The 24,530-nt window shown below is 40.4% G+C and carries 25 protein-coding genes and 1 other annotated feature; of the genes, 9 read left to right on the top strand and 16 right to left on the bottom strand.

Annotated features, from left to right (window positions below):
- The first annotated feature begins 49 nt into the window (after nt 1–49).
- The 5 genes from QQK09_RS05715 to QQK09_RS05735 all read left to right on the top strand — a co-directional run bounded on the left by QQK09_RS05715 (nt 50) and on the right by QQK09_RS05735 (nt 3,479).
- Complete coding sequence (locus QQK09_RS05715; RefSeq protein ID WP_284203149.1) at nt 50–1,396, top strand: metal-dependent hydrolase family protein; 1,347 nt, start codon at nt 50–52, stop codon at nt 1,394–1,396.
- Nucleotides 1,397–1,644: 248 nt separating this feature from the next.
- Nucleotides 1,645–1,923: a peptidylprolyl isomerase gene (locus tag QQK09_RS05720; RefSeq protein ID WP_284203150.1), complete on the top strand. Its 279-nt coding sequence runs from the start codon at nt 1,645–1,647 to the stop codon at nt 1,921–1,923.
- A gap of 45 nt (nt 1,924–1,968) precedes the next feature.
- Nucleotides 1,969–2,322 (top strand): hypothetical protein, encoded by a 354-nt coding sequence (locus QQK09_RS05725; RefSeq protein ID WP_284203152.1) that lies wholly within the window; start codon nt 1,969–1,971, stop codon nt 2,320–2,322.
- Nucleotides 2,323–2,354: 32 nt separating this feature from the next.
- Complete coding sequence (gene sfsA / locus QQK09_RS05730) at nt 2,355–3,035, top strand: DNA/RNA nuclease SfsA (protein ID WP_284203153.1); 681 nt, start codon at nt 2,355–2,357, stop codon at nt 3,033–3,035.
- A gap of 24 nt (nt 3,036–3,059) precedes the next feature.
- The gene (locus tag QQK09_RS05735; protein ID WP_284203154.1) at nt 3,060–3,479 is read left to right on the top strand and encodes a methyltransferase family protein; all 420 of its coding nucleotides are present in this window, start codon (nt 3,060–3,062) and stop codon (nt 3,477–3,479) included.
- A gap of 46 nt (nt 3,480–3,525) precedes the next feature.
- Here the strand turns inward: QQK09_RS05735 and QQK09_RS05740 are convergent, their stop codons facing one another.
- Entirely contained in the window at nt 3,526–4,695 is a 1,170-nt protein-coding gene (locus QQK09_RS05740; RefSeq protein WP_284203155.1) for a 3-phosphoglycerate dehydrogenase family protein, read from the bottom strand.
- Between the two features lie 95 nt (nt 4,696–4,790).
- The gene (locus QQK09_RS05745; RefSeq protein WP_284203156.1) at nt 4,791–5,906 is read right to left on the bottom strand and encodes a phosphoserine transaminase; all 1,116 of its coding nucleotides are present in this window, start codon (nt 5,904–5,906) and stop codon (nt 4,791–4,793) included.
- A gap of 524 nt (nt 5,907–6,430) precedes the next feature.
- Between QQK09_RS05745 and QQK09_RS05750 the strand changes: the two genes are divergently transcribed.
- Nucleotides 6,431–6,958 (top strand): prepilin-type N-terminal cleavage/methylation domain-containing protein, encoded by a 528-nt coding sequence (locus tag QQK09_RS05750; protein ID WP_284203157.1) that lies wholly within the window; start codon nt 6,431–6,433, stop codon nt 6,956–6,958.
- A 70-nt stretch (nt 6,959–7,028) separates the two neighbouring features.
- Here QQK09_RS05750 and QQK09_RS05755 read toward each other — a convergent pair whose 3' ends face one another.
- From QQK09_RS05755 to QQK09_RS05815, 13 genes are all read right to left on the bottom strand, one after another.
- Nucleotides 7,029–8,228 (bottom strand): conjugal transfer protein TraF, encoded by a 1,200-nt coding sequence (locus QQK09_RS05755; protein ID WP_284203158.1) that lies wholly within the window; start codon nt 8,226–8,228, stop codon nt 7,029–7,031.
- Between the two features lie 257 nt (nt 8,229–8,485).
- A complete protein-coding gene (hisIE, locus tag QQK09_RS05760) occupies nt 8,486–9,124 on the bottom strand; it encodes a bifunctional phosphoribosyl-AMP cyclohydrolase/phosphoribosyl-ATP diphosphatase HisIE (RefSeq protein ID WP_284203159.1) in 639 nt (212 codons plus the stop codon).
- Nucleotides 9,121–9,894: an imidazole glycerol phosphate synthase subunit HisF gene (gene hisF / locus QQK09_RS05765; RefSeq protein WP_284203160.1), complete on the bottom strand. Its 774-nt coding sequence runs from the start codon at nt 9,892–9,894 to the stop codon at nt 9,121–9,123. The genes hisIE and hisF overlap by 4 nt, the downstream gene beginning before the upstream one ends.
- On the bottom strand, nt 9,876–10,613 hold the full coding sequence (gene hisA, locus QQK09_RS05770; RefSeq protein ID WP_284203161.1) for a 1-(5-phosphoribosyl)-5-[(5-phosphoribosylamino)methylideneamino]imidazole-4-carboxamide isomerase: 738 nt from the start codon (nt 10,611–10,613) through the stop codon (nt 9,876–9,878). Before hisA ends, hisF begins: the two co-directional genes overlap by 19 nt.
- A 3-nt stretch (nt 10,614–10,616) precedes the next feature.
- A complete protein-coding gene (gene hisH / locus QQK09_RS05775) occupies nt 10,617–11,216 on the bottom strand; it encodes an imidazole glycerol phosphate synthase subunit HisH (protein ID WP_284203162.1) in 600 nt (199 codons plus the stop codon).
- Nucleotides 11,213–12,286 (bottom strand): bifunctional histidinol-phosphatase/imidazoleglycerol-phosphate dehydratase HisB, encoded by a 1,074-nt coding sequence (hisB, locus tag QQK09_RS05780; RefSeq protein ID WP_284203163.1) that lies wholly within the window; start codon nt 12,284–12,286, stop codon nt 11,213–11,215. Before hisB ends, hisH begins: the two co-directional genes overlap by 4 nt.
- Before the next feature lie 9 nt (nt 12,287–12,295).
- Entirely contained in the window at nt 12,296–13,396 is a 1,101-nt protein-coding gene (gene hisC / locus QQK09_RS05785) for a histidinol-phosphate transaminase (RefSeq protein ID WP_284203164.1), read from the bottom strand.
- A 134-nt stretch (nt 13,397–13,530) separates the two neighbouring features.
- Nucleotides 13,531–14,823, bottom strand: coding sequence for a histidinol dehydrogenase (gene hisD / locus QQK09_RS05790; RefSeq protein WP_284203483.1), 1,293 nt, complete (start codon nt 14,821–14,823; stop codon nt 13,531–13,533).
- Nucleotides 14,824–14,867: 44 nt separating this feature from the next.
- Nucleotides 14,868–15,764 (bottom strand): ATP phosphoribosyltransferase, encoded by an 897-nt coding sequence (hisG, locus tag QQK09_RS05795; RefSeq protein WP_284203165.1) that lies wholly within the window; start codon nt 15,762–15,764, stop codon nt 14,868–14,870.
- A 21-nt stretch (nt 15,765–15,785) separates the two neighbouring features.
- Nucleotides 15,786–15,905, bottom strand: a sequence feature (His leader region).
- A gap of 161 nt (nt 15,906–16,066) precedes the next feature.
- Nucleotides 16,067–16,612 carry a hypothetical protein gene (locus tag QQK09_RS05800; protein ID WP_284203166.1) on the bottom strand — a complete coding sequence of 182 codons (546 nt, stop codon included), beginning with the start codon at nt 16,610–16,612 and terminating at the stop codon, nt 16,067–16,069.
- Nucleotides 16,613–16,635: 23 nt separating this feature from the next.
- The gene (locus tag QQK09_RS05805) at nt 16,636–17,853 is read right to left on the bottom strand and encodes a flagellar assembly protein T N-terminal domain-containing protein (protein ID WP_284203167.1); all 1,218 of its coding nucleotides are present in this window, start codon (nt 17,851–17,853) and stop codon (nt 16,636–16,638) included.
- 7 nt (nt 17,854–17,860) lie between these two features.
- Nucleotides 17,861–18,652, bottom strand: coding sequence for a flagellar basal body L-ring protein FlgH (locus QQK09_RS05810; protein WP_284203168.1), 792 nt, complete (start codon nt 18,650–18,652; stop codon nt 17,861–17,863).
- A 269-nt stretch (nt 18,653–18,921) separates the two neighbouring features.
- Entirely contained in the window at nt 18,922–19,080 is a 159-nt protein-coding gene (locus QQK09_RS05815; protein ID WP_284203169.1) for a DUF2986 domain-containing protein, read from the bottom strand.
- Between the two features lie 205 nt (nt 19,081–19,285).
- On the opposite strand from QQK09_RS05815, the gene add reads away from it, so the two are divergent.
- A complete protein-coding gene (gene add, locus QQK09_RS05820) occupies nt 19,286–20,287 on the top strand; it encodes an adenosine deaminase (RefSeq protein ID WP_284203170.1) in 1,002 nt (333 codons plus the stop codon).
- A gap of 75 nt (nt 20,288–20,362) precedes the next feature.
- Here add and QQK09_RS05825 read toward each other — a convergent pair whose 3' ends face one another.
- The gene (locus QQK09_RS05825; protein WP_284203171.1) at nt 20,363–20,761 is read right to left on the bottom strand and encodes a nitrous oxide-stimulated promoter family protein; all 399 of its coding nucleotides are present in this window, start codon (nt 20,759–20,761) and stop codon (nt 20,363–20,365) included.
- Between the two features lie 251 nt (nt 20,762–21,012).
- Between QQK09_RS05825 and QQK09_RS05830 the strand changes: the two genes are divergently transcribed.
- Nucleotides 21,013–22,410 carry an MATE family efflux transporter gene (locus QQK09_RS05830; protein WP_284203172.1) on the top strand — a complete coding sequence of 466 codons (1,398 nt, stop codon included), beginning with the start codon at nt 21,013–21,015 and terminating at the stop codon, nt 22,408–22,410.
- Between the two features lie 161 nt (nt 22,411–22,571).
- A complete protein-coding gene (yoaA, locus tag QQK09_RS05835) occupies nt 22,572–24,494 on the top strand; it encodes a DNA repair helicase YoaA (protein WP_284203173.1) in 1,923 nt (640 codons plus the stop codon).
- The last annotated feature ends 36 nt before the right edge of the window (nt 24,495–24,530 follow it).

Raw genomic sequence — 24,530 nt, forward strand, 5'->3', positions numbered from 1 at the left:
TATATTTCTGAATCATTTTCCTAATTTATCATTATGTAAAGGAATAATAATGTCATATTTAACAAATATTGCTTCCACTATACTTTTGAGTTTTGTTATCGCAACCCCCTCCATAGCACAACAGAAAGTACCGGTTAACAGCATACTTTTTACTCACGCCAATATATTTGATGGTGTAAATGAGGCACTTGCTAAAGATATGAGTGTTTTAGTTGAGGGTAATAAAATAACTAAAATAGCAGCAACTATTGAAGCGCCAACAGGCAGCACAGTTATTGATGCAAAAGGAAAAGTATTAATGCCAGGGTTAATTGATGTGCATTGGCATACCTATTATGCGAATACGACACCCAGTGTGCTGATGACGGGAGATATGTCTGAAGTTGCTATTGCTGGTTTATTAGGTGCAGAGAAAACACTGATGCGTGGCTTTACGACGGTACGTGATATTGGTGGTAATTCATTTGCAGTCAAAAAATTTGCTGATGCTGGAACAGTGCCCGGACCACGTATGTTTGTTTCAGGTCCTCCATTGAGCCAGACGGGTGGTCATTTTGATTTTGGTGCCTATAGTGATGCGCCATCGAGTCCTGGAGATTCATTACCTTACTGGGAGCGTGTTGGTCTGCTAGCAATTGCTGATGGTGTGCCTGAAGTGACTAAACGTAGTAGAGAAATATTGCGCATGGGCGCGACACAAATCAAGATAGCAGGTGGTGGTGGGGTAAGCTCCATTTATGATCCATTAGATGTTCAGGAGTTTACTTTTGAAGAGATAAAAGCGATCGTTGAGGTTGCGGAGACTTGGAATACTTATGTCGCAGCACATATCTTTACTGATAAATCTATTCAGAATGCGATCAAAGCGGGTGTGAAATCAATTGAACACGGCAATTTGATTATGGATAAAAAAACCCTTCAAATGATGAAAGATAATGATGTTTGGTTAAGTGCTCAACCTCTACTTAATGATGAAGATGCATTAGTGTTCAATAACCCTATTAGTACCCAAAAGTGGCTGGATGTGACGGATGGAACAAGTAGAAATTATGCGCTAGCCAAAAAAATGGGTGTTAAAATTGCCTTTGGTACTGACATGTTATTTGACCCCATTGCTGCAGGGAAACAAGGGAAAATGGTGACTAAGCTGAAAAAGTGGTTTACCCCTTATGAAGCACTTAAAATGGTGACCTCTACTAATGCTGAGTTATTGATGCTGAGTGGTCCACGTAATCCTTATCAGGAAGGGCCACTTGGAGTGATAAAAGAGGGGGCTTACGCTGATCTTATTTTAGTTAATGGTAACCCACTTCAAGATCTTGACTTAATTGGAGATGCTGAAAATAATTTTTCTATCATCATGAAAGACGGAAAAATCTATAAGAACATGCAATAAGTATCTTGTACATGAATCATACAAAGTTAACGCTAACAGTTGTCATTTTTAGCGTTAACTTTCTAACATGTAACACACAGATATAGCCCTCTTTTTACAAAAAATTAATGCATTAATACCTCGCCTTAGATCATCTCCATGATTATTTTTTCTCTTTGTTCTGCATTGTTGATTTTGCCTATTTAAAGTCGGGGATATAACCGTTAAAGCTTGTGATATAATTGTTTAATTTTCAATTTGAGGCAGGTATGGCAAGAACAGCAGCAGCACTACACATTTTAGTAAAACATAAAGAACAAGCGGATGATATTTTAGCGCAGCTAAAAAAAGGCGCAAAATTCCAAGCACTTGCTAAGAAATATTCAAGTTGCCCATCGGGTAAAAAAGGCGGTGATTTAGGTGAGTTCAAAAAAGGACAGATGGTACCTGCATTTGATAAAGCCTGTTTTACCGGTGAGATTCTTACCCCTATGTTAGTGAAAACTAAACATGGCTGGCATGTGTTGAAGGTACTGTACCGTACCTAGTTACTTTATTCTCTCACACCACTATCTTATTTTAAGGGGGCAACGATGAATAAAATTATTTTAACAACCAGTGCGTTATTTCTGTTTTTTAATGTTCATTACGCATTGGCAGAAGCTATCACTCGGGATCAGGCTGTGCAGATGATGGCTGAATGTGAAACCTTTCGAGTACAAAAAATAGCCCCGCTTAAAGCAAAAGAAATAGATAGGTGTGTTGAAAAAGGGAAAGAACTTGCAAGTTGTGAGCGCTTTTATAATGATTTTGGTGAAACCTATATCGCAGCGAACGGGTACCAGCAGATAGGCATGTTTTGGGATGCACCAATCTGCAAACAAGCGCTTGATCTAGAAAAATACTTTGGGCTTTATCCTGGTAAAGAAAGCTTTAATGCATGGTAACCTAGAAATAATTTAATGAAGATACTGATTTAATGTTTAAAAACCTACAAAAAGCGACGTTAATAAAGCGCTATAAACGATTTTTAGCGGACGTACGTTTAGATAATGGTGAAACACTAACCATCTATTGTCCTAATACGGGCGCGATGACTGGCTGTGCTGAACCGGGAGATGAGGTCTATTTTAGTAAATCCGATAACCTTAAGCGTAAGTATCAGTTTACTTGGGAGTTAACTCATACTAAAACAGGACATTGGATCTGTATCCATTCTCAACTCGCTAATAAGATGGTTGCAGAGGCACTTGAAGCGCAACAGATACCGGCATTATTAGGTTACGAAACAGTTAAAGCGGAAGTGAAGTATGGCAGTGAAAATAGCCGTATCGATTTTTTATTAACAGCTGTGGATCAACCAGATTGTTATGTTGAGGTAAAAAGTTGTACCCTATTGGATGAATCTTTTGCAGCGGGGCAAGGCTTTTTCCCTGATACAACTTCAGTACGTGGGCAAAAGCATCTGCGAGAGTTGATGGAGATGAAAGCGCTTGGCTTTCGGGCTGTATTGGTTTTTGCTGTATTACATTCGGGTATTCGCAGCGTGAAAGCTGCTGCCCATATCGATAAAAAGTATGCGTCATTATTTGAACAGGCGAAACAGGCGGGTGTTGAAGTTATCTGCTATCACGCACCTCTTAATACTCCAGAAACGTAGCATTTTTTAATAAGGTCATTAATTATGGTTTATGTTATTGCTCAGTTTTTATTATTAGCGTGCTTAGCATGGCCCATCGCAACACTGCATTTTTCTATTTTAGGTATTGTACTTATTGTTAGCGGTACGTTGGTTGCGATGCTGGCGTTACTCGCCAATCGACCGGGTAATTTTAACGTACGCCCAATACCTAAAACCAATGGCGAGTTAATCACAACGGGCATCTATTACTATGTCCGCCACCCGATGTATTGCTCTCTATTTTTTATTGGTTTAGGTGTGGTGTTTTGTCAGTTTAGTCTGTGGAAACTCGTAGCTTGGATTTTATTGGTAGTTACGCTTGCACTAAAAGCTCGATTTGAGGAGAGAGCATTAGTGCTTATCTATAGTGATTATAAAACCTATCAGAAAACCACCAAGGCTTTTATTCCTTTGCTTTGGTAATATCGACCTCTTACTCACACGCCTGTTAGCAAGAGGGAAGTTCTCGTTACACGCTACGTACATGAAAAACATGTTCAACGGCAGATAGTTGCTCAACTAAGTCGAGTGTTGGTTGCTGTTCAACATCGACAATTGTGTAAGCAATGTCATCTCGGCTTTTATTGACCATATCTAATACGTTAATGTTCAATTCAGCCAAGAGGGTTAATACGGTGCCTAATACCTTAGGTACGTTGTCATTCGCAAAGGTTAGTCGATACCCTGAGGTACGCTCCATTGAGATAGTTGGAAAGTTAACCGAGTTAACGATGTTGCCGTTCTCAAGGAAATCAACCAGCTGTTTTGCTCCCATCACCGAACAATTCTCTTCTGCTTCAACCGTGCTTGCACCTAAGTGTGGAAATAAAATGACTTTGTCGTGCTTTATTAATGCTTCACTTGGGAAGTCAGCAATGTAAGCACTTATTTTTCCTGTGTCTAAGGCGGCAATAATATCGCTTTCGTTGACTAATTCACCACGCGCTAAGTTAATAATTTTCGCGCCATCTTTGGTTGCTGATAACGCTTCTTCATTAATAAAACCCGTTGTTGCAGGAATCGCAGGGACATGCAGTGTGATGTAATCAGAGCGCGCTAATAATGAGTTTAAATTCTCCGCGCGGCTTACTCTTGATGATAATTGCCATGCTGCTTCAACACTTAATTTAGGATCATAACCAATTACATTCATGCCTAAGTCTAAAGCGAGATTAGCAATCTTGGCGCCGATAGCACCTAAACCGACTACGCCTAAGGTTTTACCGCTAAGTTCAGAACCTCCATATTGTTTTTTACCTAATTCTACTTTTTTATGCAGCTCAGCTTTATCGGTTTCATTCACTAATCCGTTAACGTAACTCATACTTTGCGTAATACCGCGGGAACCTAATAATAAGCTCGCAATGACAAGCTCTTTTACCGCATTTGCATTGGCACCTGGTGTATTAAAAACCACGATTCCTTGCGGTGTATATTGTTTAACAGGAATGTTGTTCACACCAGCTCCTGCACGTGCCACCGCTAATACGGATTCAGGTAGAGGTTCATCATGCAACTTATGACTGCGTAATAAAATAGCATCAGGTGCTTCAGTGCTTGATGAGACTTGATAGTTGTCGGTTGCAAAAATGCTTAAGCCTTTTTCGGCGATGTTATTGTAAGTTCTAATTTTTTTCATATTATGCTCTATTTCATCCATGCTATTGCAAAATAGGGAACCGGGTTACTTGGCGGTTCAGAAAGTAATTTAACTTGATCATTTATATTGTTAATTTATTGTGTTGCTTGCTTATAAGCCCAGCTTAACCATGGCAATAATGCGATAAGATCTGCTTGTTCAACCGTTGCACCACACCAAATTCGTAGACCTGATGGTGCATCTTTATAGGCACCTATATCAAAAGCAACGCGTTCATCGGCAAGCAATTTGATCATGGTTTTGATCTGCTCATCTGTCGCCTTTAGCTGTAGACAAACACTGGTGTTTGAGCGAATCTGAGCATTACTTGCCAAGAAGTCGATCCACTCATTGTCACTGACGTATTGTGCCAATACCGCTAAATTTTCTTCGCTTTTAGAGATTGCAGCAGCTAGTCCACCAATGTTTTCAATCCAACTGAGCGCGTCTAAATAGTCCTCTACACATAACATGGAAGGGGTGTTAATCGTTGCACCTTTGAATATGCCATCAATCAGCTTACCCTTGCTCGTTAATCGAAAAATTTTGGGTAACGGCCAGCCTGGCGTATATGACTGTAAACGTTCAACAGCACGTGGGCTTAAAATCAACATGCCATGGGCACCTTCACCCCCCAATACTTTTTGCCAACTAAAGGTGGCTACATCGATCTTTGACCATTCAATATCCATTGCAAACACTGCACTGGTGGCATCACAAATGGTTAAACCGGTGCGTTGTTCGCTGATCCAATCTGCATCTTGAACTTTGACCCCAGAGGTTGTGCCATTCCAAGTGAAAATAATGTCGTGATCAGGATTTGCTTGAGTAAAGTCTGGAATATCGCCGTAATCAGCGACAAAGGAGCGTGTATTCTCAAGTTTTAGTTGCTTGGTAATATCCGTTACCCACCCTGAGCCAAAAGATTCCCAAGAGAATATATCCACAGGTCGCTGACCTAGCAGTGACCACATCGCCATCTCCATCGCACCGGTATCAGAGCCGGGGACAATGCCAACTTTATAACCTTCAGGTAAATTGAGTAGACGTGTGGTTTCATCAATCGCTTTTTGTAAGCGTGCTTTACCTAACGCACTGCGGTGTGAACGGCCTAATGAATCTAGATTAAGCGCTGAAATATGATAGCCGGGTCGCTTTGTGCAAGGACCTGAAGAAAAATTAGGGTTAACTGGTTTGACACTTGGTTTCATTAATGTTCCTTGATTTTGTAATATTACTCTTATTTTCTTTTAAAATTAGCTAAGTGGCGGAAATGTCAATATAAAGTAGGTTAAATTTTAATCGTTAATTGGTCGTTATTTGATACTGCCTTAAATGTTTATCTTCAGCAATAGTGAAAAACTGCGCTAATTATCAATATTGAACTGTTTATATATTAAACATAAAAACAAGTACTTAAATATGGTTACTATTGAGAGTAAAACTTAAGATTACAAAAAGAAGGCGTGATAAATGAATGAATTTTTTTAGTGAATTTGTCTTATGCTATCAACATAACAGGGAATTTGGTGTCGTTTATACTCGCTAGTGTTGATGCCTGGTTATTAACGTAAGTGAGTAAAAAACGTTATCGTTATTTTTAACCTATATCTTTGTTTTTTACTACACTGTATTTAACTATCCTTCTGTTATTATGACTATTTTAAGTTATTATTTTTTGAAGTTTCTGTTTATTTGGTTATGTTTATTTTTTATAGGGTAAGAGGAGGGAGAGATGCTTAAAAGGAACGGCTTTACTTTAATTGAGCTAGTCATTGTTATTGTTATTGTCGCTATTCTTGCTGCTATTGCGGTGCCTAAATTTGTCAGCTTATCTCGTGATGCACGTATTGCAGCGTTAGAAGGCGTTGAAGCAGCCGTCATGTCGACCTCTTTGCTAGTGGAAATTAAAGCTAAAATAGAGTCCGTGGAGGACGGTACCATTAAATTAAATAGTGATGATGTTGCTGTCACAAATGGTTATATTTCTGGGCATTGGAATAAAGCATGGCGTTACGCATTAGATTTAGGCAAAGAAATTGCTTTTACTAGCGTTAATTCAACTTGTATCAAAAATGATTATTGTGGTGTAGGTAATCAGCGAACAGTGGATGGTGTCCCTACTGATCTAAACCCTGGTAATGTGAGAGGATTAGTATTAATTTGGGCAGAGGGTTATCGTTTAAGCGATTTATGTTATGTCTATTACTTTAACTCTGGTTCAGAAAAACCAATCATAGGTACTGTTGACGAGGGGTGTTAGCTGGGTAAAAAGAATTAAACGATTAGGCTATCTATTTAGATAGCCTTTTTAATTTCTGCTGCTGTAATATTTAGAAGGTAAAGCTAGTTTGAATAGCGGCACCCATGCTGTTGTTATCGGTATAGCGAGCAGATATGTCAATGTTGAATACATCTACCGCAGAGAAACCTAAACCTGCCGAGATACTATCATCGCTGTTATTAGATAAATCAGTTTGGTATCCGGCACGAACTTTAATCCAGTTGAAAGGCAAAAATTCAACACCAATTGCGACGGGTTGACGGTTATCCGCTTCAGTGTCAAATGCATTGTCGGTACCGTTTAGCTTACTGTAACCTTGTGACTCATTTAATTGCAGGTCAACGGCTGCAACGATGTAACCATTCTGATAATTTGCACTCACGGTATAGGTTGGGCTGATCTCATATTGACCTTGAATGCCACTAATCATTTCTGTGTCATAGGTACTTTTGATTAGGTTTTTACCCACTAAGCCAAAACCATAACCCGCATCATGTTGATAGGCTAAACCTAGGTCAACATTCATATTCCCTTGTTCATTTTGATAACGATCATCATCCCAATCATCAAACTCAAAGTTATCAATGCTGCTGACATAATTGATTGTATTGACTGTCTGGTATTTAGGTGAAATACCGTAATAGATTTCTGAGGAAGCAAGTTTATAAGATTTGGCTAAATTGATACCGAATTCTGAGACAATAACGCCCATCGTTAAAGCTTGCGAGCTTAAAGCTTGGTTAAGGATATTATTAGGATCGAGATCTGCGCTTGCAATATCTGCAAAGACTAACAAATCTGCATAGGCTTGAAAAAATAGATTAACAGAAACAATTTTGTTAGGTATTGCAATGGCGAGTTGAGTCCCAACTTGCACTTGTGCGTAATTACCCTGTATTACTTCTAGTTGATCTACAACACCCTGTGCATTATCGATAGTTTGAGCATCTAGAAAATTATCATAAATATCTGAGAAATCTTCTATATTTTCAATTGTATCTGTTGGATCGCTCGCATTGATACCAATAGAAGGGATAAGCAGTGCGACATCATCGCTTTCATCATAGCGAGCAGCTAATGCGGGATTATGAAAAGATGCTGTTAGGTAGTGTGATGTACTTGCACCTACTCCTCCCATTGCTTGTGAGCGAGCATCGTAGCTATGGTTACTTGCGTTGGCTTGTGTTGCTAATATTGACGCGATACAGAGAGGCAGTAGACGCAGTGTCGCTGTTGTTTTTTTGTTCATGTTAATCCTTCAACATATTGTTATTAAATGTTATTTATTAAAAAATGATATTACCATGTTATTATTGTGTGAATGGCTTACATAATATTTTTTCTGAGTAAGTGTGGCACAGATCACGTCATTGGGTATGTGATGGATGGAGGTATTATTGATCTTGAAGAAGCTCTGCCTGATGTTTTTTTAATCAGAGCTTTATGCTGATATTGGTGACAAAAAATAGGAGAGGTTTTACTCTCCTATTGGATGTTGATATTAGTTTATTTACTATGGCGTTCTTGAAGTTTTGCAGCGATATCAGACAGCTGTAAACCTTCATTTTGCAGTAATACCGTTAGGTGGTAAAGCAGATCTGCACTTTCACAAGTCAGTTCATCCATATCTTTTGCCATTGCAGCTAGTGCTACTTCTACGCCTTCTTCACCTACTTTTTGTGAGATACGTTTTGTACCACGTGCATATAGAGAAGCAGTGTAACTGCTTTGTGGATCAGCGCCCTTACGGCCCGCAATCACTTGCTCTAAATCAGCAATGAAAGTGAGTGCGGGTTGTAATTCACCTTTAAAGCAGCTTTCTGTACCTAAGTGGCAAGTTGGACCTACTGGTTCAACAATCGCAAGTAGTGTGTCGTTATCGCAATCTGTGCTGATTTCAAGTACCTTTAAAAAGTTACCTGACTCTTCACCTTTACACCATAAACGCTGTTTAGTGCGGCTAAAGAAGGTCATTTTACCTGACTCAAGTGTTGCAGCTAATGATTCTTGGTTAACGTAACCGAGCATTAATACTTTACCTGATGTGCGGTTTTGCACGATAACTGGCATTAAGTTATCTACTTTTGCCCAGTCTAATGATGCTAATTGTTGTTCGTTCATTAAGCTCTTTGTTGTTAAACTCATAATCTAATCTCTACCTGTTGTGTTTTAAGGTAAGATTTTAACTCACCAATATTAATGATTTGTTTGTGGAATACGCTAGCAGCTAATGCGCCATCAACGTCTGCAGTATTAAATACGTCAGCAAAATGCACCATCTCGCCCGCACCGCCAGAAGCGATTAATGGTACATTACAAATAGCACGTGCTTGGCTTAGTTGGTCGATATCATAACCACAACGCACGCCATCTTGATTCATTACGTTTAATACAATTTCACCCGCACCACGTGATTGCACCTCTTTGATCCAATCAAAGGTGTTCCATTTAGTGGTCACCGTTGCGTGTTCATTACCGGTAAACTGCTTTACTTGGTGTTGACCTGTTGCTTCATCAAAATATGAATCGATGCCGATCACGATACATTGTGTACCAAATTTTTCAGCTAAACGGTTTATCAAGCTTGGATCTGCAAGGGCAGGGCTATTGATCGATACTTTATCGGCGCCAAATTCAAGAATACGTCTTGCGTCTTCTTCTGTCTTGATGCCACCTGCAACGCAGAAAGGGATATCAATCACTTCAGCAACGCGGCTTACCCAGCTTTTATCAACAACACGTGCGTCAGAGCTAGCGGTAATATCATAAAAAACCAGTTCATCTGCGCCTTCTTCTGCGTAGCGCTTTGCTAGCGGAACAATATCACCAACAATTTCGTGGTTTCTAAATTGAACACCTTTTACAACCTGACCGTCTTTAACGTCAAGGCAAGGAATTATGCGTTTTGCCAGCATTGAATCGCCTCCTTCACATTGAATTTACCTTCAAGTAGTGCGCGACCTACGATCATTCCCTGTGCACCTGAGCGTGCTACATCTGCGATATCGTCTAAAGAACCAATGCCACCCGATGCTTGCCAAGAAACACTCGGAAAGGCAACAACCATCTCTTTGTAAAGGTCAACATTAGAACCCGTTAATGTCCCATCTTTTGAAATATCAGTACAAAGTACGTGTTTTAAACCCACTTTCATGTAGATTTCAAGCAGCGATTCAATAGTTTGACCACTGTCTTCTTGCCATCCTGAAACAGCAACGATTTTATTACCTTGTTCATCGATATTGATATCAAGGGCTAAAACGATATGCTCAGGACCGTATTTCTCCATCCAACCTGCAACCATTTCTGGCTCTTTAACAGCCGTTGAACCGATAACAACGCGGTGTGCGCCTGCATCTAAAAGACCTTTAACATCTTCTTCGGTGCGAACACCTCCACCGATTTGTACTTTTGCTGGGGTGTTTTTAATCAAGCTTTCAATCACGCTTAATTGGCGCTTAGTAATATCTTTCGCACCATCTAAATCCACAAGGTGTAACCAATCAGCGCCTTGCTCATTGTAGATAGTGTATAAGCTTTGTGGATCATCGCTGTAGACGGTTTTTTGTGCGTAATCGCCTTGGTACAAACGAACCACTTTACCGTCGATTAAATCTAATGCTGGGATAATCATATTCTAAAGCTCCAAAAAGTTTTTGATTAACTGAGCGCCTGCTTTCCCTGAACGCTCTGGGTGAAATTGCACCCCGTAAAAATTGTCTTTGTTCACTGCCGCTGTAAATGGTGCACCGTATTCACAACTTGCAATGGTATTGTCGTTCACCGGTAGGGCATAGCTGTGCACGAAATAGAAATAACTGCCCGCTGGAATATCTTTAAATAACGGGTTATCTAATTGCGGTGTGACTTGATTCCAGCCCATATGCGGTAAACGCAGTGGTGCAACGTCCATTTTTTCAACATGGCCATCAACAAGGCTTAATGTTTTGATAATTTGCTCACCGTTAAACGCCTCTTCTGAGCCTTCTGCTAGCATTTGCATACCTAAGCAGATACCTAAAACAGGTTGTGTGAGTTTAGAAACTTGGTTGACTAGGTCGCGTTCAATCAGATTCGCCATCGCTTCTTTGGCCGTGCCAACACCGGGTAAAAATAGTTTATCTGCTTGTTGTAAAATTTCAGGCTCTTTACTGACCACTACTTCATAACCTAAACGTTCAATGGCAAAGCGCACCGATGACAGGTTAGCGCAGCCAGTATCAATAATAACTATCATAAAACACCTTTGCTTGATGGCAGATCAGTACCGATGATAGTCACGCTTTGACGCAGTGTACGACCGAATGTTTTGAACAAACCTTCAACCATGTGGTGCGCGTTACCATTTTCTACTTCTAAATGCAGTGTTGCACGCATCGCTTGTGCTAATGAGTAGAAGAAATGCTCAACCATCTCGGTAGACATCGTGCCGACTAATTCACGCGGGAAGTTCGCTTTAAATTTAAGGAAAGGGCGGCCAGATAGATCCAGCGTACAGCTGGCTTTTGTTTCATCCATCGGTAATACGAAACCGAAACGGCCAATACCACGTTTGTCACCTAGTGCGATGTTTAATGCTTCACCTAATGCCAGTGCGGTATCTTCAACGCTGTGGTGATCATCAATGTGTAAGTCACCTTTCACATTAACGTTCATTTGGAAGCCGCCGTGTGTTGCGATTTGATCAAGCATATGGTCAAAGAAACCCATACCTGTATCAATGTTGTTTTCGCCGGTTGTATCTAAGTCAACAAATACGTTAATGTCAGTTTCTTTGGTGGTACGTGTTACTGCGGCAGTACGGCCTTTTTTAGCTGTTAATTGTTTAACAATCTGCTTCCAGCCAAGTGTTTCTTTATTATAAAGAATACCCGTAATTGCCATGTTATCTGCCAAACCAATATCAGTATGGCGATCGCCGATCACGTAAGAGTTAGCATGGTCAATACGACCCGATTGTAAATACTCTTTCACCATCCCTAAGTGTGGTTTACGACAGCTACAGTTGTCTTCAGGGAAATGTTGACAAAGTAGCGTTGCTTCAAAGTTAACACCTTGAGAAGCGAAGATTTCCATCATCTTGTTCTGTGGAATATCAAAATCACTTTGTGGGTAGCTATCAGTGCCTAATCCATCTTGATTAGAAACAATCACTAGAATGTAACCTGCATCTTGTAATGCTAATAGGCTTGGGATCACATAAGGTTCAAAAACCAGTTTTTCTAAGCTATCGACTTGCTTGTCGCTGATTGGCTCATCAATTAATGTACCGTCACGATCAATGAAAAGAAATTTTTGTTGACTCATTTTTGCTTCCTACAGTGAGTTTAATATTTTAAGTGTTCTCTGCATCTCTTCGACATTGCCGACAGTGATGCGGATACAATTTTCTAGACGTTCCTTGCTAGCAAAATCTCGCATAATAATGCCGTTTTCGCTAAATGCTTGCCATACAATTTTTGAATCTTTAAAACGTGCTAATACGAAGTTACCCGTTGCTGGGAATATCTCTTCGACACAGTCTAATTGTTGCAGTGCGTTCGCTAAGACCATGCGGTTATTATTTAAAATAGCGACACGTTCACGCATTATTTCTAAGCCTTGCTCTGATAGCGCTTGCGTTGCAATTTGTGCTACCGGATCAGGTACCGGATACGGTGCAATCACTTTACTCATCATCTCAATTACACTAGCTTGTGCAACGGTAAAGCCGCATCGAATTGAGGCTAAAGCAAATGCTTTAGATAAGGTACGGGTGATTACTAGGTTTTCATGGGCGTTGATAAGATCTGCTTGGCTTAATTGTGGGCAGAATTCAATGTAAGCTTCATCGGCAACGATTAATGCTTTGCCTTTAGTTGCTTGTAGTAGTTTAACCAGCTTGCTTTTATCAAGCATATTACCCGTTGGGTTATTAGGCGCGCATAAAAAGACGATTTTAACTTGGCTATCTGCGGCGTTAACTGCTTGCTCTACTGCTGAATAATCAACATTAAACTGTGCGTCTAATTCTACTTTATCAACTTGTACGCCACAGGTTTCTGCGCTAATTGCATACATGCCGTAAGTCGGAGGACAGATTAAAATGCTATCGCCTGCGGTTGTTGCAGAAGCGGGCTCACAAAATGTGCGTATTAATACTTCAATGCTTTCATCAGCGCCACGTGTTGTCAGTAGTTGCTCTGGGGTAAAAACAGCACCATTGATAGATGCGTAATTAGCATAAGCTGCGATTAAGGCTGGTGGTTGAAATTCTGGGTAACGATTTAAATTACTACAATCTAATTGGTATTCGCTGCAATCAGGTGCTTCATTTGCGTTTAACCAAACATCCCCGTTGCCACCAATACGGCGTGCAGAAAGGTAAGGGGTTAATGCTTGCACCGTTTCGCGGGCGAGGTGTTTTATATCACTCATCGACTTAATCTTCCCTAATTGACTATTTTACTTAAAGGGGCAAACCTGCCCCAGTATCAGCTATCAGCTATCAGCTATCAGCTTTCGAGCTCACGACTCGTAGCTCATTACTAGCAGCTTCTAGCTCATCACTTTTATTCTGCGTTTAGCTTTTCCATTCGAATGGTTACAGCACGTTTATGTGCGGTTAACCCTTCAGCATCTGCTAAACACGTTACCGTCGGTGCTAGGCTGCGTAGTCCATCCGCAGTGAGCTCTTGTACGGTATAACGTTTAACAAAATCAGCTAACCCTAAGCTTGAGTAGGTACGCGTATAACCGTAAGTGGGTAATACATGATTAGTTCCACTTGCGTAATCACCTACTGACTCTGGTGTCCAAGCACCTAAAAAGATAGAGCCTGCATTTTTAAGTTTTGGCTGTAAACCACGCGGGTTTTCAGTTTGCACGATCAAATGCTCTGGCGCATAACGGTTTGATATTTCAACCGCTTCATCAATATCAGCACAAACAAAGCTAACACTATGTGCAATCGCTTTTTCAGCAATCTCTTTGCGCTCTAAAACAGCAAGCTGTTTATCAAGTTCGATGGCTGTAAGTTCAGCAATTTTTGCACAGGGGGTCACTAAAATAGATTGTGAATCATGACCATGTTCAGCTTGTGATAAAAGATCTGCTGCAATAAAGGCAGGATCTGCCTCTTTATCGGCAATCACTAATACTTCAGAAGGGCCGGCTGGCATATCTATTGCCGCGCCTGCAAAATCATTACTTACTTGACGTTTTGCTTCGGTCACAAAAGAGTTACCTGGGCCAAATATCTTGTCTACTGCAGCAATGGTTTCAGTACCGTAAGCCAATGCTGCAACCGCTTGTGCACCACCGACGGTATAAATTTCGTTTACGCCACAAAGCGATGCTGCGTATAAAATTTCATCAGCAATCGGCGGAGGGGTACATAAAACTAAACGAGTACATCCTGCTATTTGTGCTGGGGCACCCGTCATGATAACCGTTGAAGGTAGTGGGGCACTGCCTCCTGGAATGTATAAACCAACAGATTCAATTGCTTGTGTGTGCATTTCACACACAACACCAGGCATTGTTTCAACACGAATCACATCTTGAATTTGTGCTTTATGAAACTTGACGACCTGCTCATAAGCAACTTTAATTGCCGCTTTAATATCATCACCTAAACGTGCAGTTGCTTGTGCTATATCATCTGCGTTTTTGGTGAAATTATCGCCTTCAAGCTTGTCAAAACGCTTAGTGTAATCAATTAGGGCAGTATCACCCTTAGTGCGAATCGCTTTGATAATATCAGCAACGGTATTGCCGAGTGCTGCTGAGTCAGACATTGCAGGACGAGACAGCATTTGTGTTTGTTCGTCAGCGGATAAAGCAGCCCAATTAACCGTTTTCATTCCACTTGTTTTAATTTCGCTTGGTTTCATTCCAGACATGGTTTTTACTCCATCATCTTTTCAATTGGCAATACTAAGATTGAGCTTGCGCCTAATACTTTTAGCTGTTCCATTGTTTCCCAGAAAAGGTTTTCTTTACTTACTACATGTAATGCAACATGATCGTCACTACCCGCTAATTCCATTACTGTTGGTAAGTCTGAACCTGGTAGTAGATCGCTGATTGCTTGTAGGTTCGCTTTTGGTGCGTTAAGCATGATGTATTTAGACTCTTTCGCCGTTTGTACACCATCGATACGCGTCAGTAGCTTATCAACTAAACACTGCTTTTCGTTTGATAATGCTTTTTCACGTTGCATTAACACAGCTGTAGAGCGGTAGATAACTTCTACTTCTTTTAGGCCATTTGCTTCAAGTGTTGCGCCAGTAGAAACAAGGTCACAAATTGCATCAGCTAAGCCTGCACGTGGTGCTACTTCAACTGAGCCTGTTAGCATACAAGATGTATAAGGGACGTTTGCTTCTTCCATAAAGCGTTTAAGAATATGGATATAAGTCGTTGCAATACGAAGGCCTGAAAGTGATTGTACGCCTTGGTAATCAAAGTCATTGTCTACTGCTAATGAGAAACGACAGCCGCCAAAGTTTAGTTCTTTAACTACTTTATGTGCAGTTGCTTCACCAGCAACGCCGCGCATCATGCTCTCTTCTTCTAATACGTTTTGACCGATAAAACCAAGGTCAACTACGCCGTCCATAATTAGGCCTGGGATATCGTCATCGCGCACACGTAAAATATCAATAGGCATATTTTCACTGTGGGCAATTAAGCGTTGGGTATTTAAATTAACTTTGATACCACATGCTTTAAGTAGTTTAACCGTAGAGTCACTTAAACGGCCTTTCTTTTGTATTGCGATTCTTAAACGTTGCTCTGACATTGTCATTTCCTTGCTGTAAAAACTAAAAAACCCTCGGAAGATTGAACTTCCGAGGGTTTATATTATTTGTTAACCACTGGAAGCACATAAAACCTCTTCCAAGAATAAAAAATCCTGAAAGATTAGGTAATATGATGATGTAGTGCTTTCAGAATTAACTTCTTCATGGTGTATATAATCTTTTTATTTAAGTGTTTTAAGAGTATCAATGTCGGCCTTAAAAGTGAACTGTTTTTTCAAAATAAGTCACATATAATTAACAAGCAGGGGAATCCACCGACCGAGCTTACTCCTTTATATCGTTAACTTTTCTGTTGTTCTTCTTCATCTTCATCTTTATTAAAAAGGCTGTCTTCTAAAGCAGATAATGCAGAACTCGCCATTTGGACCGCTTTATTACCGGAAAAAGGTGATACAGCTTCATCAGTGACTTCTTTTGACGCTATATTGTCTTTTGCTGCGAGAGTTGCAGTATCCTCAGTCGTTTCATCTGCAAGTGCAGCAGCCGCTGCTGCTTTTTCTTCTGCGGTAGGCGCGACTTCAGTTGCACTGTCCTCTCCTGCTAACGCCGCTGCAAATGAACCTGCAATACCAACACTCAACTCATTAAATAGGCCTTCAAAACCTGCCTCAATGGAAGTGTTGCCTGATATTGCTGACAAGGCACCGAGTGCACCCAGATCGGTATCTGAATTTTCAGTATTTGATGAAGTATTGCTTTTTGCGCTCATCGCTAAATCTAATACTTTTCCAAAGCTCTCGCCGGTAGGGGATTTATCATTGTTATTGGTTGCTGCTAAATCTGTAATTTTTTGCTGAATGGCATTTATCGAGCTTAATGTTGACATTACTAGTTCCTTCATCCATTGAATTAAAATGTATTATCTGTTGTTAATCGTTTTAATATGTTTCCACTAGCAGGCGTTAACATATCTCTGATTTGAATGTTGTTCATATTCATTGGGTCTGTTGTTTCTAAGATGGCACGATCCGATTGTAATGAGGTGACCGTTAACAGTACATCATCGGGGATAAAAATAGGTCCTTGCAGCGAACTCGCTTGGTGTGTGACATGTTGACTTCGAATCAATTGAAACTGGTCGCCTTTTTTTACCCCATTTCGATGTCCGATATTCATAACGACTTTATTACTATACTTGGCAATGATAGTGGCCATCGTAGGTTCACAATATAGCGCTTGTTGAACGTCTTTGACCGCCTGTTCAATACTTTGGGTCATAATTTGTCCATAATCAGTTTGCCAAAATACTTCACTATTTACATCAAATCGATGCGTCATTTCAAAGGGCCATTCGCTGCTAGAGGCATAATTTTTCTGGAAAATAGTTATTTTGTTAATGGCGTCAACAAGGTAAATGTCCATCTCAAAGTTACGTCTATGTTCGGTGCGGTCAACGAGCAGACGTTTAGTGGTTTCATAATAATCAGACATATCTTCAATCGTACCAAAGAGCAGGTACTGGACATCATATTTACTTGCAATTTGTCGTGCAACGTCGAGAATTTGTAGCTCAACATTATGCATGTTGTCATTGGTAAATGCGATTTGAGGTGTCAAAACGAAACGAGGATCTATTTTTTTAGGGTGTTTTTTTAACTTATAAAATAAGCGTTGCGCAACGGCCTCATCACTATGGTAAATGCCACCTAACTGCGCCTGTTTTCTTGTCTGTAATTGAAAGGGACCTACAAAAAGTGTTTTTGCGTATTTTTCTCGTGGGCATACTGAGAAGGGGTATAGATCGGCTTCGATGGAAACATGTATCATACCATTGGATATTTTTTCACTGATAAGGCGCATATCATGCACCTCTCCATTGGTTTTGATGGTTAACTCTTCCGCTTTTAATACACCGGATTCTACTACTTGAATGCTTTCAATGCTGGTGCCCGCCTGATGAGTGACGGATAACAATGCATTAGATATCGCTTGATCTCGAGAGGTACTAATATCTCTTGAAGTGATTTTAGCGCTACCTTCGCCTGTATACCAAGCTGCTTGCCCATTAAATGAGAGCGAGAATAAAGCGCTAATTAGTAACGCGCTTTTACATATACCTTTCACCATTTTATCCTTAAATTGGCCACAAACTACCGCTAAACAATGAAGATAACCAACCTCGTGTTTGGATATCTGCATGATCACCTGTCCCACTAAATTCAATACGACTATCAGCTACTTGGAAAGATCTAACAGAGTTGTCCTCTGAAATATCTAATGGTCTGATGATACCCGTCAGGCGAATATATTCTTTACCGTTATTGATCACTAACCATTTTTCACCACGAACGACTAAATTACCGTTATTCAGGACATCAACAACAGAGACCGTAATACGACCCATTAAGTTATGGCGCTGACTGCTACCCGATTGTCCATCGAAAGCTTGTTCTTGGTTTACACCTAGTTCCACGACTTTACCATTAACCGTCATGTTGCCGCCTGGCACGGTGATTGGATCAAGGGTAAAGTTATTGTCATTAGAAAGGTTAGATTTTGCAGATTTACTTGCGACGGTTTCCTCTTCTAATAACACATTGATCGTATCACCGAGTGCAAATTTTGGTGCATAGCTATATAGATCAGTGGAAATATGTGAGTTAAAGAGAGAGCCTGTTACCTCTAATTGTACCGGTGTCTTGCGTGGTTCAATGGGGGCGTAGTAAGGGTCACCGGGTAATGGCGATGCATTGTTAGTGCTGCCGGTGATTTGACGTTGTGAATTATCTTGCTTTTCTTGCACTTTCTTAGCGCCAGTTTCAACTGTATCAAGAACGCTTGAGCAGCCGTAAGTCAAAGAGAGAAGAAGAATGACGAGTGCTTTGCTGCAAAACGTTCGACATTGAATTATTGAGCTTTTGTCCATTAGTAACAGTCCATATTGTTTTCGGGCATTTTTCCATGAAATTAATCATTTAACTCTATGATAAATAAAGCAAGGTGAACAAAGGGTGAACTTGTTGCGAATAACAGTATTAAATTAGTTAACGAGAGAGAGTGGTAGAATAGCTAAAAATCATCTGTTGTGGTTTACCATCAACAACCTCTATCCAAAATAGCGGGACTATTTAGGAATATATGAGGTGTTTTAACGGTATCAGTAATGGCTGCTTAGAAAGTTAAGCTTAAATTAGATTAGCTTGTCACTTCTGCAGTTTCGTTTTCTTCAGTTGCAGCCATTTTCTCACGCTCTGCTTTACTGATATAAACTTCTTTATTGTTTGGTGCTTTTTTAGCATTCATTTTTTTGATGCGTGCTTTTAGTATCTTGTTTAACTTCTTTTTACGATTCATGGATATCTCCTCGATTTTTTAAAAAGGGCATTGTAAAGATCTAACGCTTAATTACAAGCTAGATTACAAGCTAGTTAAACCACACATTTTGTAACCTATATGTTTAATCGTTAAATATTAACGTAAATAGATCGCTTAAGTGCTGAATATTAACGTGACGCTGAATTATACTATGTCGATAAACATGACTATAAAGGAATAAATAATGATCACTAAAAACTTGCCCGTTACCGATATTCACCGTCATCTTGATGGCAATATCCGTATTGAGACCATTTTAGCGTTGGGACAGAAGTTTAATTTAGACCTTCCTGCTACCAGTATTGAGGCATTACGTCCTTTTGTTCAGGTCGTTGAAACCGAGCCTAACTTAGTCGCTTTTCTATCTAAATTAGATTGGGGGGTTAATGTACTTGGTGATCTTGATGCTTGTCGTCGTGTTGCTTATGAAAATGTTGAAGATGCTAAAAATGCACAAATCGATTATGCAGAACTACGCTTTTCTCCTTATTATATGGCGATGAAACACAACCTACCGATTGCTGGTGTCGTTGAAGCTGTTGTTGATGGTGTGCAAGCCGGCTGTCGTGATTTTAATATTAAAGCCAATATGATTGGCATTTTGAGTCGTACCTTTGGGCAAGAAGCGTGTGCCCAAGAACTAGCAGGATTACTTTCGCAAAAAGAGAGCTTGGTTGCAGTCGATTTAGCGGGTGATGAATTAGGCAAACCGGGTGAGTTATTTGTTGATCACTTTAAACAGGTGCGTGATGCAGGGTTACAGGTGACAATCCATGCCGGTGAAGCGGCGGGGGCGCCGAGCATGTGGCAAGCAATTAATGAGTTAGGCGCTGTGCGTATAGGTCATGGTGTAAAAGCAATTGAAGATCCGAAACTGATGGATTATCTTGCACACAATAAAATAGGTATCGAATCTTGTATTACTTCTAATATGCAAACCAGTACGGTTGCAGATATTAAAGCTCATCCGATCAAGGCCTTTTTAGAGCATGGTATTTTGGCGACGATTAATACCGATGATCCTGCGGTTGAAGGGATTGAGTTACCTTTTGAATATGAAGTCGCTGCGCCAAACGTTGGCTTGACACAAGGGCAAATACGTCAAGCACAGATTAATGGCTTGGAAGTTGCCTTTCTTTCCCCGCAAGAGAAACAAGCACTGCGTGAAATGGCGTTGCTTCGATAAGCTTTAGCCTCGTTATTCCCCCTTTACTCGATCGCCGGTAAAGGGGATAAAGATTCTTCAAAACACATTGAATCGTTATTGCTGTTTTATATCGATGCGATGTTTTCTTTTATGGCGATTACTCGCATGCTCGGGGATGTTACTTGGCACGGCTCTTTTCTCTGCGCGTAAATGTCTGATCGCCAGAATGGGGTGCTTCAGCAGCATGCGCGGCCCTGCATAGCGCATAATTCTTCTTGCTTGTTCTCGCTGTTGCGGTTTATAGCAATGAATAGGGCAGTTATTACAGGTTGGCTTTGCTTGACCATAGGGGCAACGATCGAGTTTTTCATTAGCATAAATAAGAAAATCACGGCACTCTGTGCATTCCTTTCCTATCACGTTATCTGTGTTATGAAACGCTTTGCAATAAATTTTTACCATCGCTTGAATGGTTTTAAATTCAAGGCCAAGCAAATCTGGTAGCGGAAACATTCATTCTCTCAAGGTTAAAATAAAGGCTAAATTTATAGCTAAATATTGATAATTTACCATACTTTATGACTGTTTGATTAGTGAGGTGGTATTACCTATGAACTTAATGCGAAAACAGTGTGATTTAACCTAAAAATCATTGCTGCTGTAATCAAAGCTAATTATAATCGCCCCAAGTGTTACACCAGCAAATATTAACCTCGCTATCCTGCATCCACTCTAGTATTTGTCTTTGTGTTATCTATAAAAAAATGTCAAATAATACCTCTGTAGTATCGCGTTTCTCTCATGAGTCTCGCATCCTTTTAAAACTATCTATACCAATCATGATCACACAGCTTGCCACACAAGCGATGGGCTTTGCCGATACCGCGATGGCGGGACGAGTTAGCCCTATTGATTTAGCCGCTATCGCCCTTGGTACTAGCTTATGGTTACCCGTATTACTTCTATTACGTGGTTTGATCATGGCGCTTACCCCCGTCACTGCATTTCATCATGGTGCAAAAAATCATGATCAAATAGGCGTCGAATTAGTACAAATGTTATGGATCGTGCTCGCCAGCAGCATTATCCTTATTATCTACCTTAATTTTGGTGAAACGATATTAACCGCCATCAATGTCGTACCTGAAGTGATACCGGTTGCGAGCGATTATGCAATGGCACTCACCTATGGTGTGCCTGGCATTGCGCTTTTTTATACGCTTAATGCTTTTTGTGAAGGCATGAATAATACTAAAGCACCGATGGTAATTTCGATTATCGGTTTATTAATTAATTTGCCGATCAATTACATCCTTATTTACGGAAAATTAGGCATGCCTGCTTTGGGGGCTGTCGGCAGTGGTTTTGCAACCAGTATTGTGTTTTGGCTAATGTCATTGATGTTATTTCTGTATATCAAACAGCACCAAAAATACAAACACCTTCTACAAGTTGCTGATTTACGTCCTCAATTAGATCGTATTTGGGCTATGTTAAAACTGGGTGTGCCGATTGGCGTTAATATCGCGGTTTGTGGCAGTATTTTTGCGGTTATCGCACTCTTAATTGGCCGATTAGGGGCCGCTAACATCGCTGCTGCTCAAATTGCGTTAAATATTTCTAGCATGACCTATATGATTCCGATGAGCATCTCATTCGGTATCACTATTCGTGTTGGTTATGCGCTCGGTCGTGGTGACGAAGCTGCGGCTATATTAAAAACCAAGGTAGGGGTTATCAATGCGGTTTTAATCTCTTTATTTGCTGCTAGTGCATTTATCTTGTTCCCAGAATTTATCACCAGTATTTATACCAATGATCCGGTGATTGCTGCAACGGCGACAACCTTGCTTATGTATACGGCGATTTATCAAGTGAGTGATGCATTACAAACCTCAATTAGTGGTGCATTACGTGGTTATAAAGATACCAAAATACCGATGATACTTGCATGTACCGCTTATTGGGGAGTCGCTTTGCCTTTAGGTATTATTTTAAGCATGACCGATATAATTGCACCGGCACGTGGTGAAAGTGGTTTTTGGATTGCGATTATTACCGGCCTGACACTAAGTGCACTATTTATGTTTTTACGCTTAATTTATGTGGTTAAGCAACGTAATAAACCCATAACAATTGATGCTAACCTTGCGCTAGCGTAAGAGTACATATTTACTTCCTCTTTCAATCAGTGACACATTAATGTGTCACTGATTTCTTTGATCTAATAAAAACAATCACAGTAAACAAAATAAAGCATTTTGCTTGGTAATGGGGATGACGTAGAATACCCCCCCTTATTCAATCAGCAAGAGCCGCTATTTTGATCTCATCTTTTTTTTCCCCATCGGGTGCATTAAGTCAAATATTACCGCATTTTATTGCCCGTGAAGCACAGGTAGAAATGGCGGAAGCGGTTGCCTCTGTAATTAAAAACAAACAGCCTTTAGTAGTTGAAGCAGAAACGGGTACCGGAAAAACCTTTGCGTACTTAGCACCTGCATTGCTCTCATTCGATAAAGCGAATGCCTCGAAAATTATTATCTCAACGGGTAGTAAAGCATTGCAAGAGCAGCTTTATATTAAAGATTTACCATTATTGGTTAAAGCGACCAACTTTAGTGGTGCGGTAACGCTATTAAAAGGGCGCAGTAATTACCTATGCAATGAACGATTAAATCGTTTCATGTTAGAGAGCAAGCATAAAGACAGGTCATTACAGACTGAACTGGTAAAAATTAAAAACTGGTCACTGTCTACTAAAACCGGTGATATTGCTGAGATTGATGATCTGCCTGAAGATGCGGTTATTATTCCGGCTATCACTAGTAATAATGACAATTGTTTAGGGCGTGACTGCCCAAGCTTTGAAGATTGTTTTATTGTTAAAGCGCGAAAAAAAGCGATGGAGGCCGATCTGGTGGTGATTAACCATCATCTGTTTTTTGCGGATTTAGCGGTTAAAGAGACAGGATTTGGTGAACTTATTCCAGAAGCAAGCACTTACATTTTTGATGAAGCACATCAACTTCCTGATATTGCTAGTACTTATTTTGGTGAATCCCTTTCAAGCCGACAACTGCTGGAACTGGCTAAAGAGATAGACTTTGTTTATCGCACCGAATTAAGAGAAGCAAAACAGTTATCTAAAGCCGCCGAGCAATTACGTGTTGCAACCTTAGATTTTCGTCTTGCTTTTGCCATTGATAAAGGCACAGGCAGTTGGCGAGAAAAGTCACGTGAACGGGTGATGCAATTACACGCGCAACGTTTGGTGCAAGTGATGCACTTTCTTAATGAAGTGATGGTTGAACGATTGGGCAAAAGTGAAGTATTAGATCACTGCTTTGAACGCTTAAACCAGTTTACTTTATTGTTTAAAAAATTAAACGATGTCAATGAGAGTGGTTTTAGTTATTGGTTCGATTGTACACGTCAGCATTTCTCTCTTAACATCACACCACTCAGTGTAGCGGATCGCTTTCAATTAGAATGTCAGAAAAAACAGGCGAGTTGGGTATTTACCTCGGCTACGTTATCAGTGAAAGGCAAGTTTAGCCATTTTACTGAACTGCTAGGTCTGCAAGATAGCCAATGCTTACAATTAAATAGTCCCTTTGATTATGCGACGCAAACCTTATTTGTAGTGCCAAGGCTGTTGCCTGAACCGGGTACTCCAGGTCTCGCCACTAAACTGGTAGAGCAACTCGCACCAGTGATTCGTGCCAGTAAAGGGCGTTGCTTCTTTTTATGTACCAGCCATTCGATGATGAATCAACTGGCAACAGGGTTTCGTCAAACCCTTACCATGCCGGTGCTATTACAGGGTGAAAAGAGTAAACAGGCATTACTTGATGAGTTTGTTGATCATGGTAATGCTTTGCTGGTTGCCACTGGCAGTTTCTGGGAAGGGGTTGATGTACGTGGGCAGGCTTTATCTTGCGTTATCATCGATAAAATTCCCTTCAGTTCACCTGAAGAGCCACTGTTAAAGGCGCGTATTGAAGATGCGCAACTAAAGGGCAAAGATCCGTTTTTTGATGTACAGCTACCACAAGCGGTGATCACCTTTAAACAAGGGATTGGTCGTTTGATTCGCGCGGAAGAGGATAAAGGGGTGCTGATTGTTTGTGACAATCGCTTAGTGACACGTAAATATGGTAATCTTTTCCTGAATAGTCTACCGTGCATGCCACGCACACGATCATTAGATAATGCGATCTCATTTTTAAAAAATATTGATTAATATTAGCCATTGAATATGGATGATAAATAACAGTTA

This window comes from Psychromonas marina (assembly GCF_030161115.1).
Taxonomy (GTDB): domain Bacteria; phylum Pseudomonadota; class Gammaproteobacteria; order Enterobacterales; family Psychromonadaceae; genus Psychromonas; species Psychromonas marina.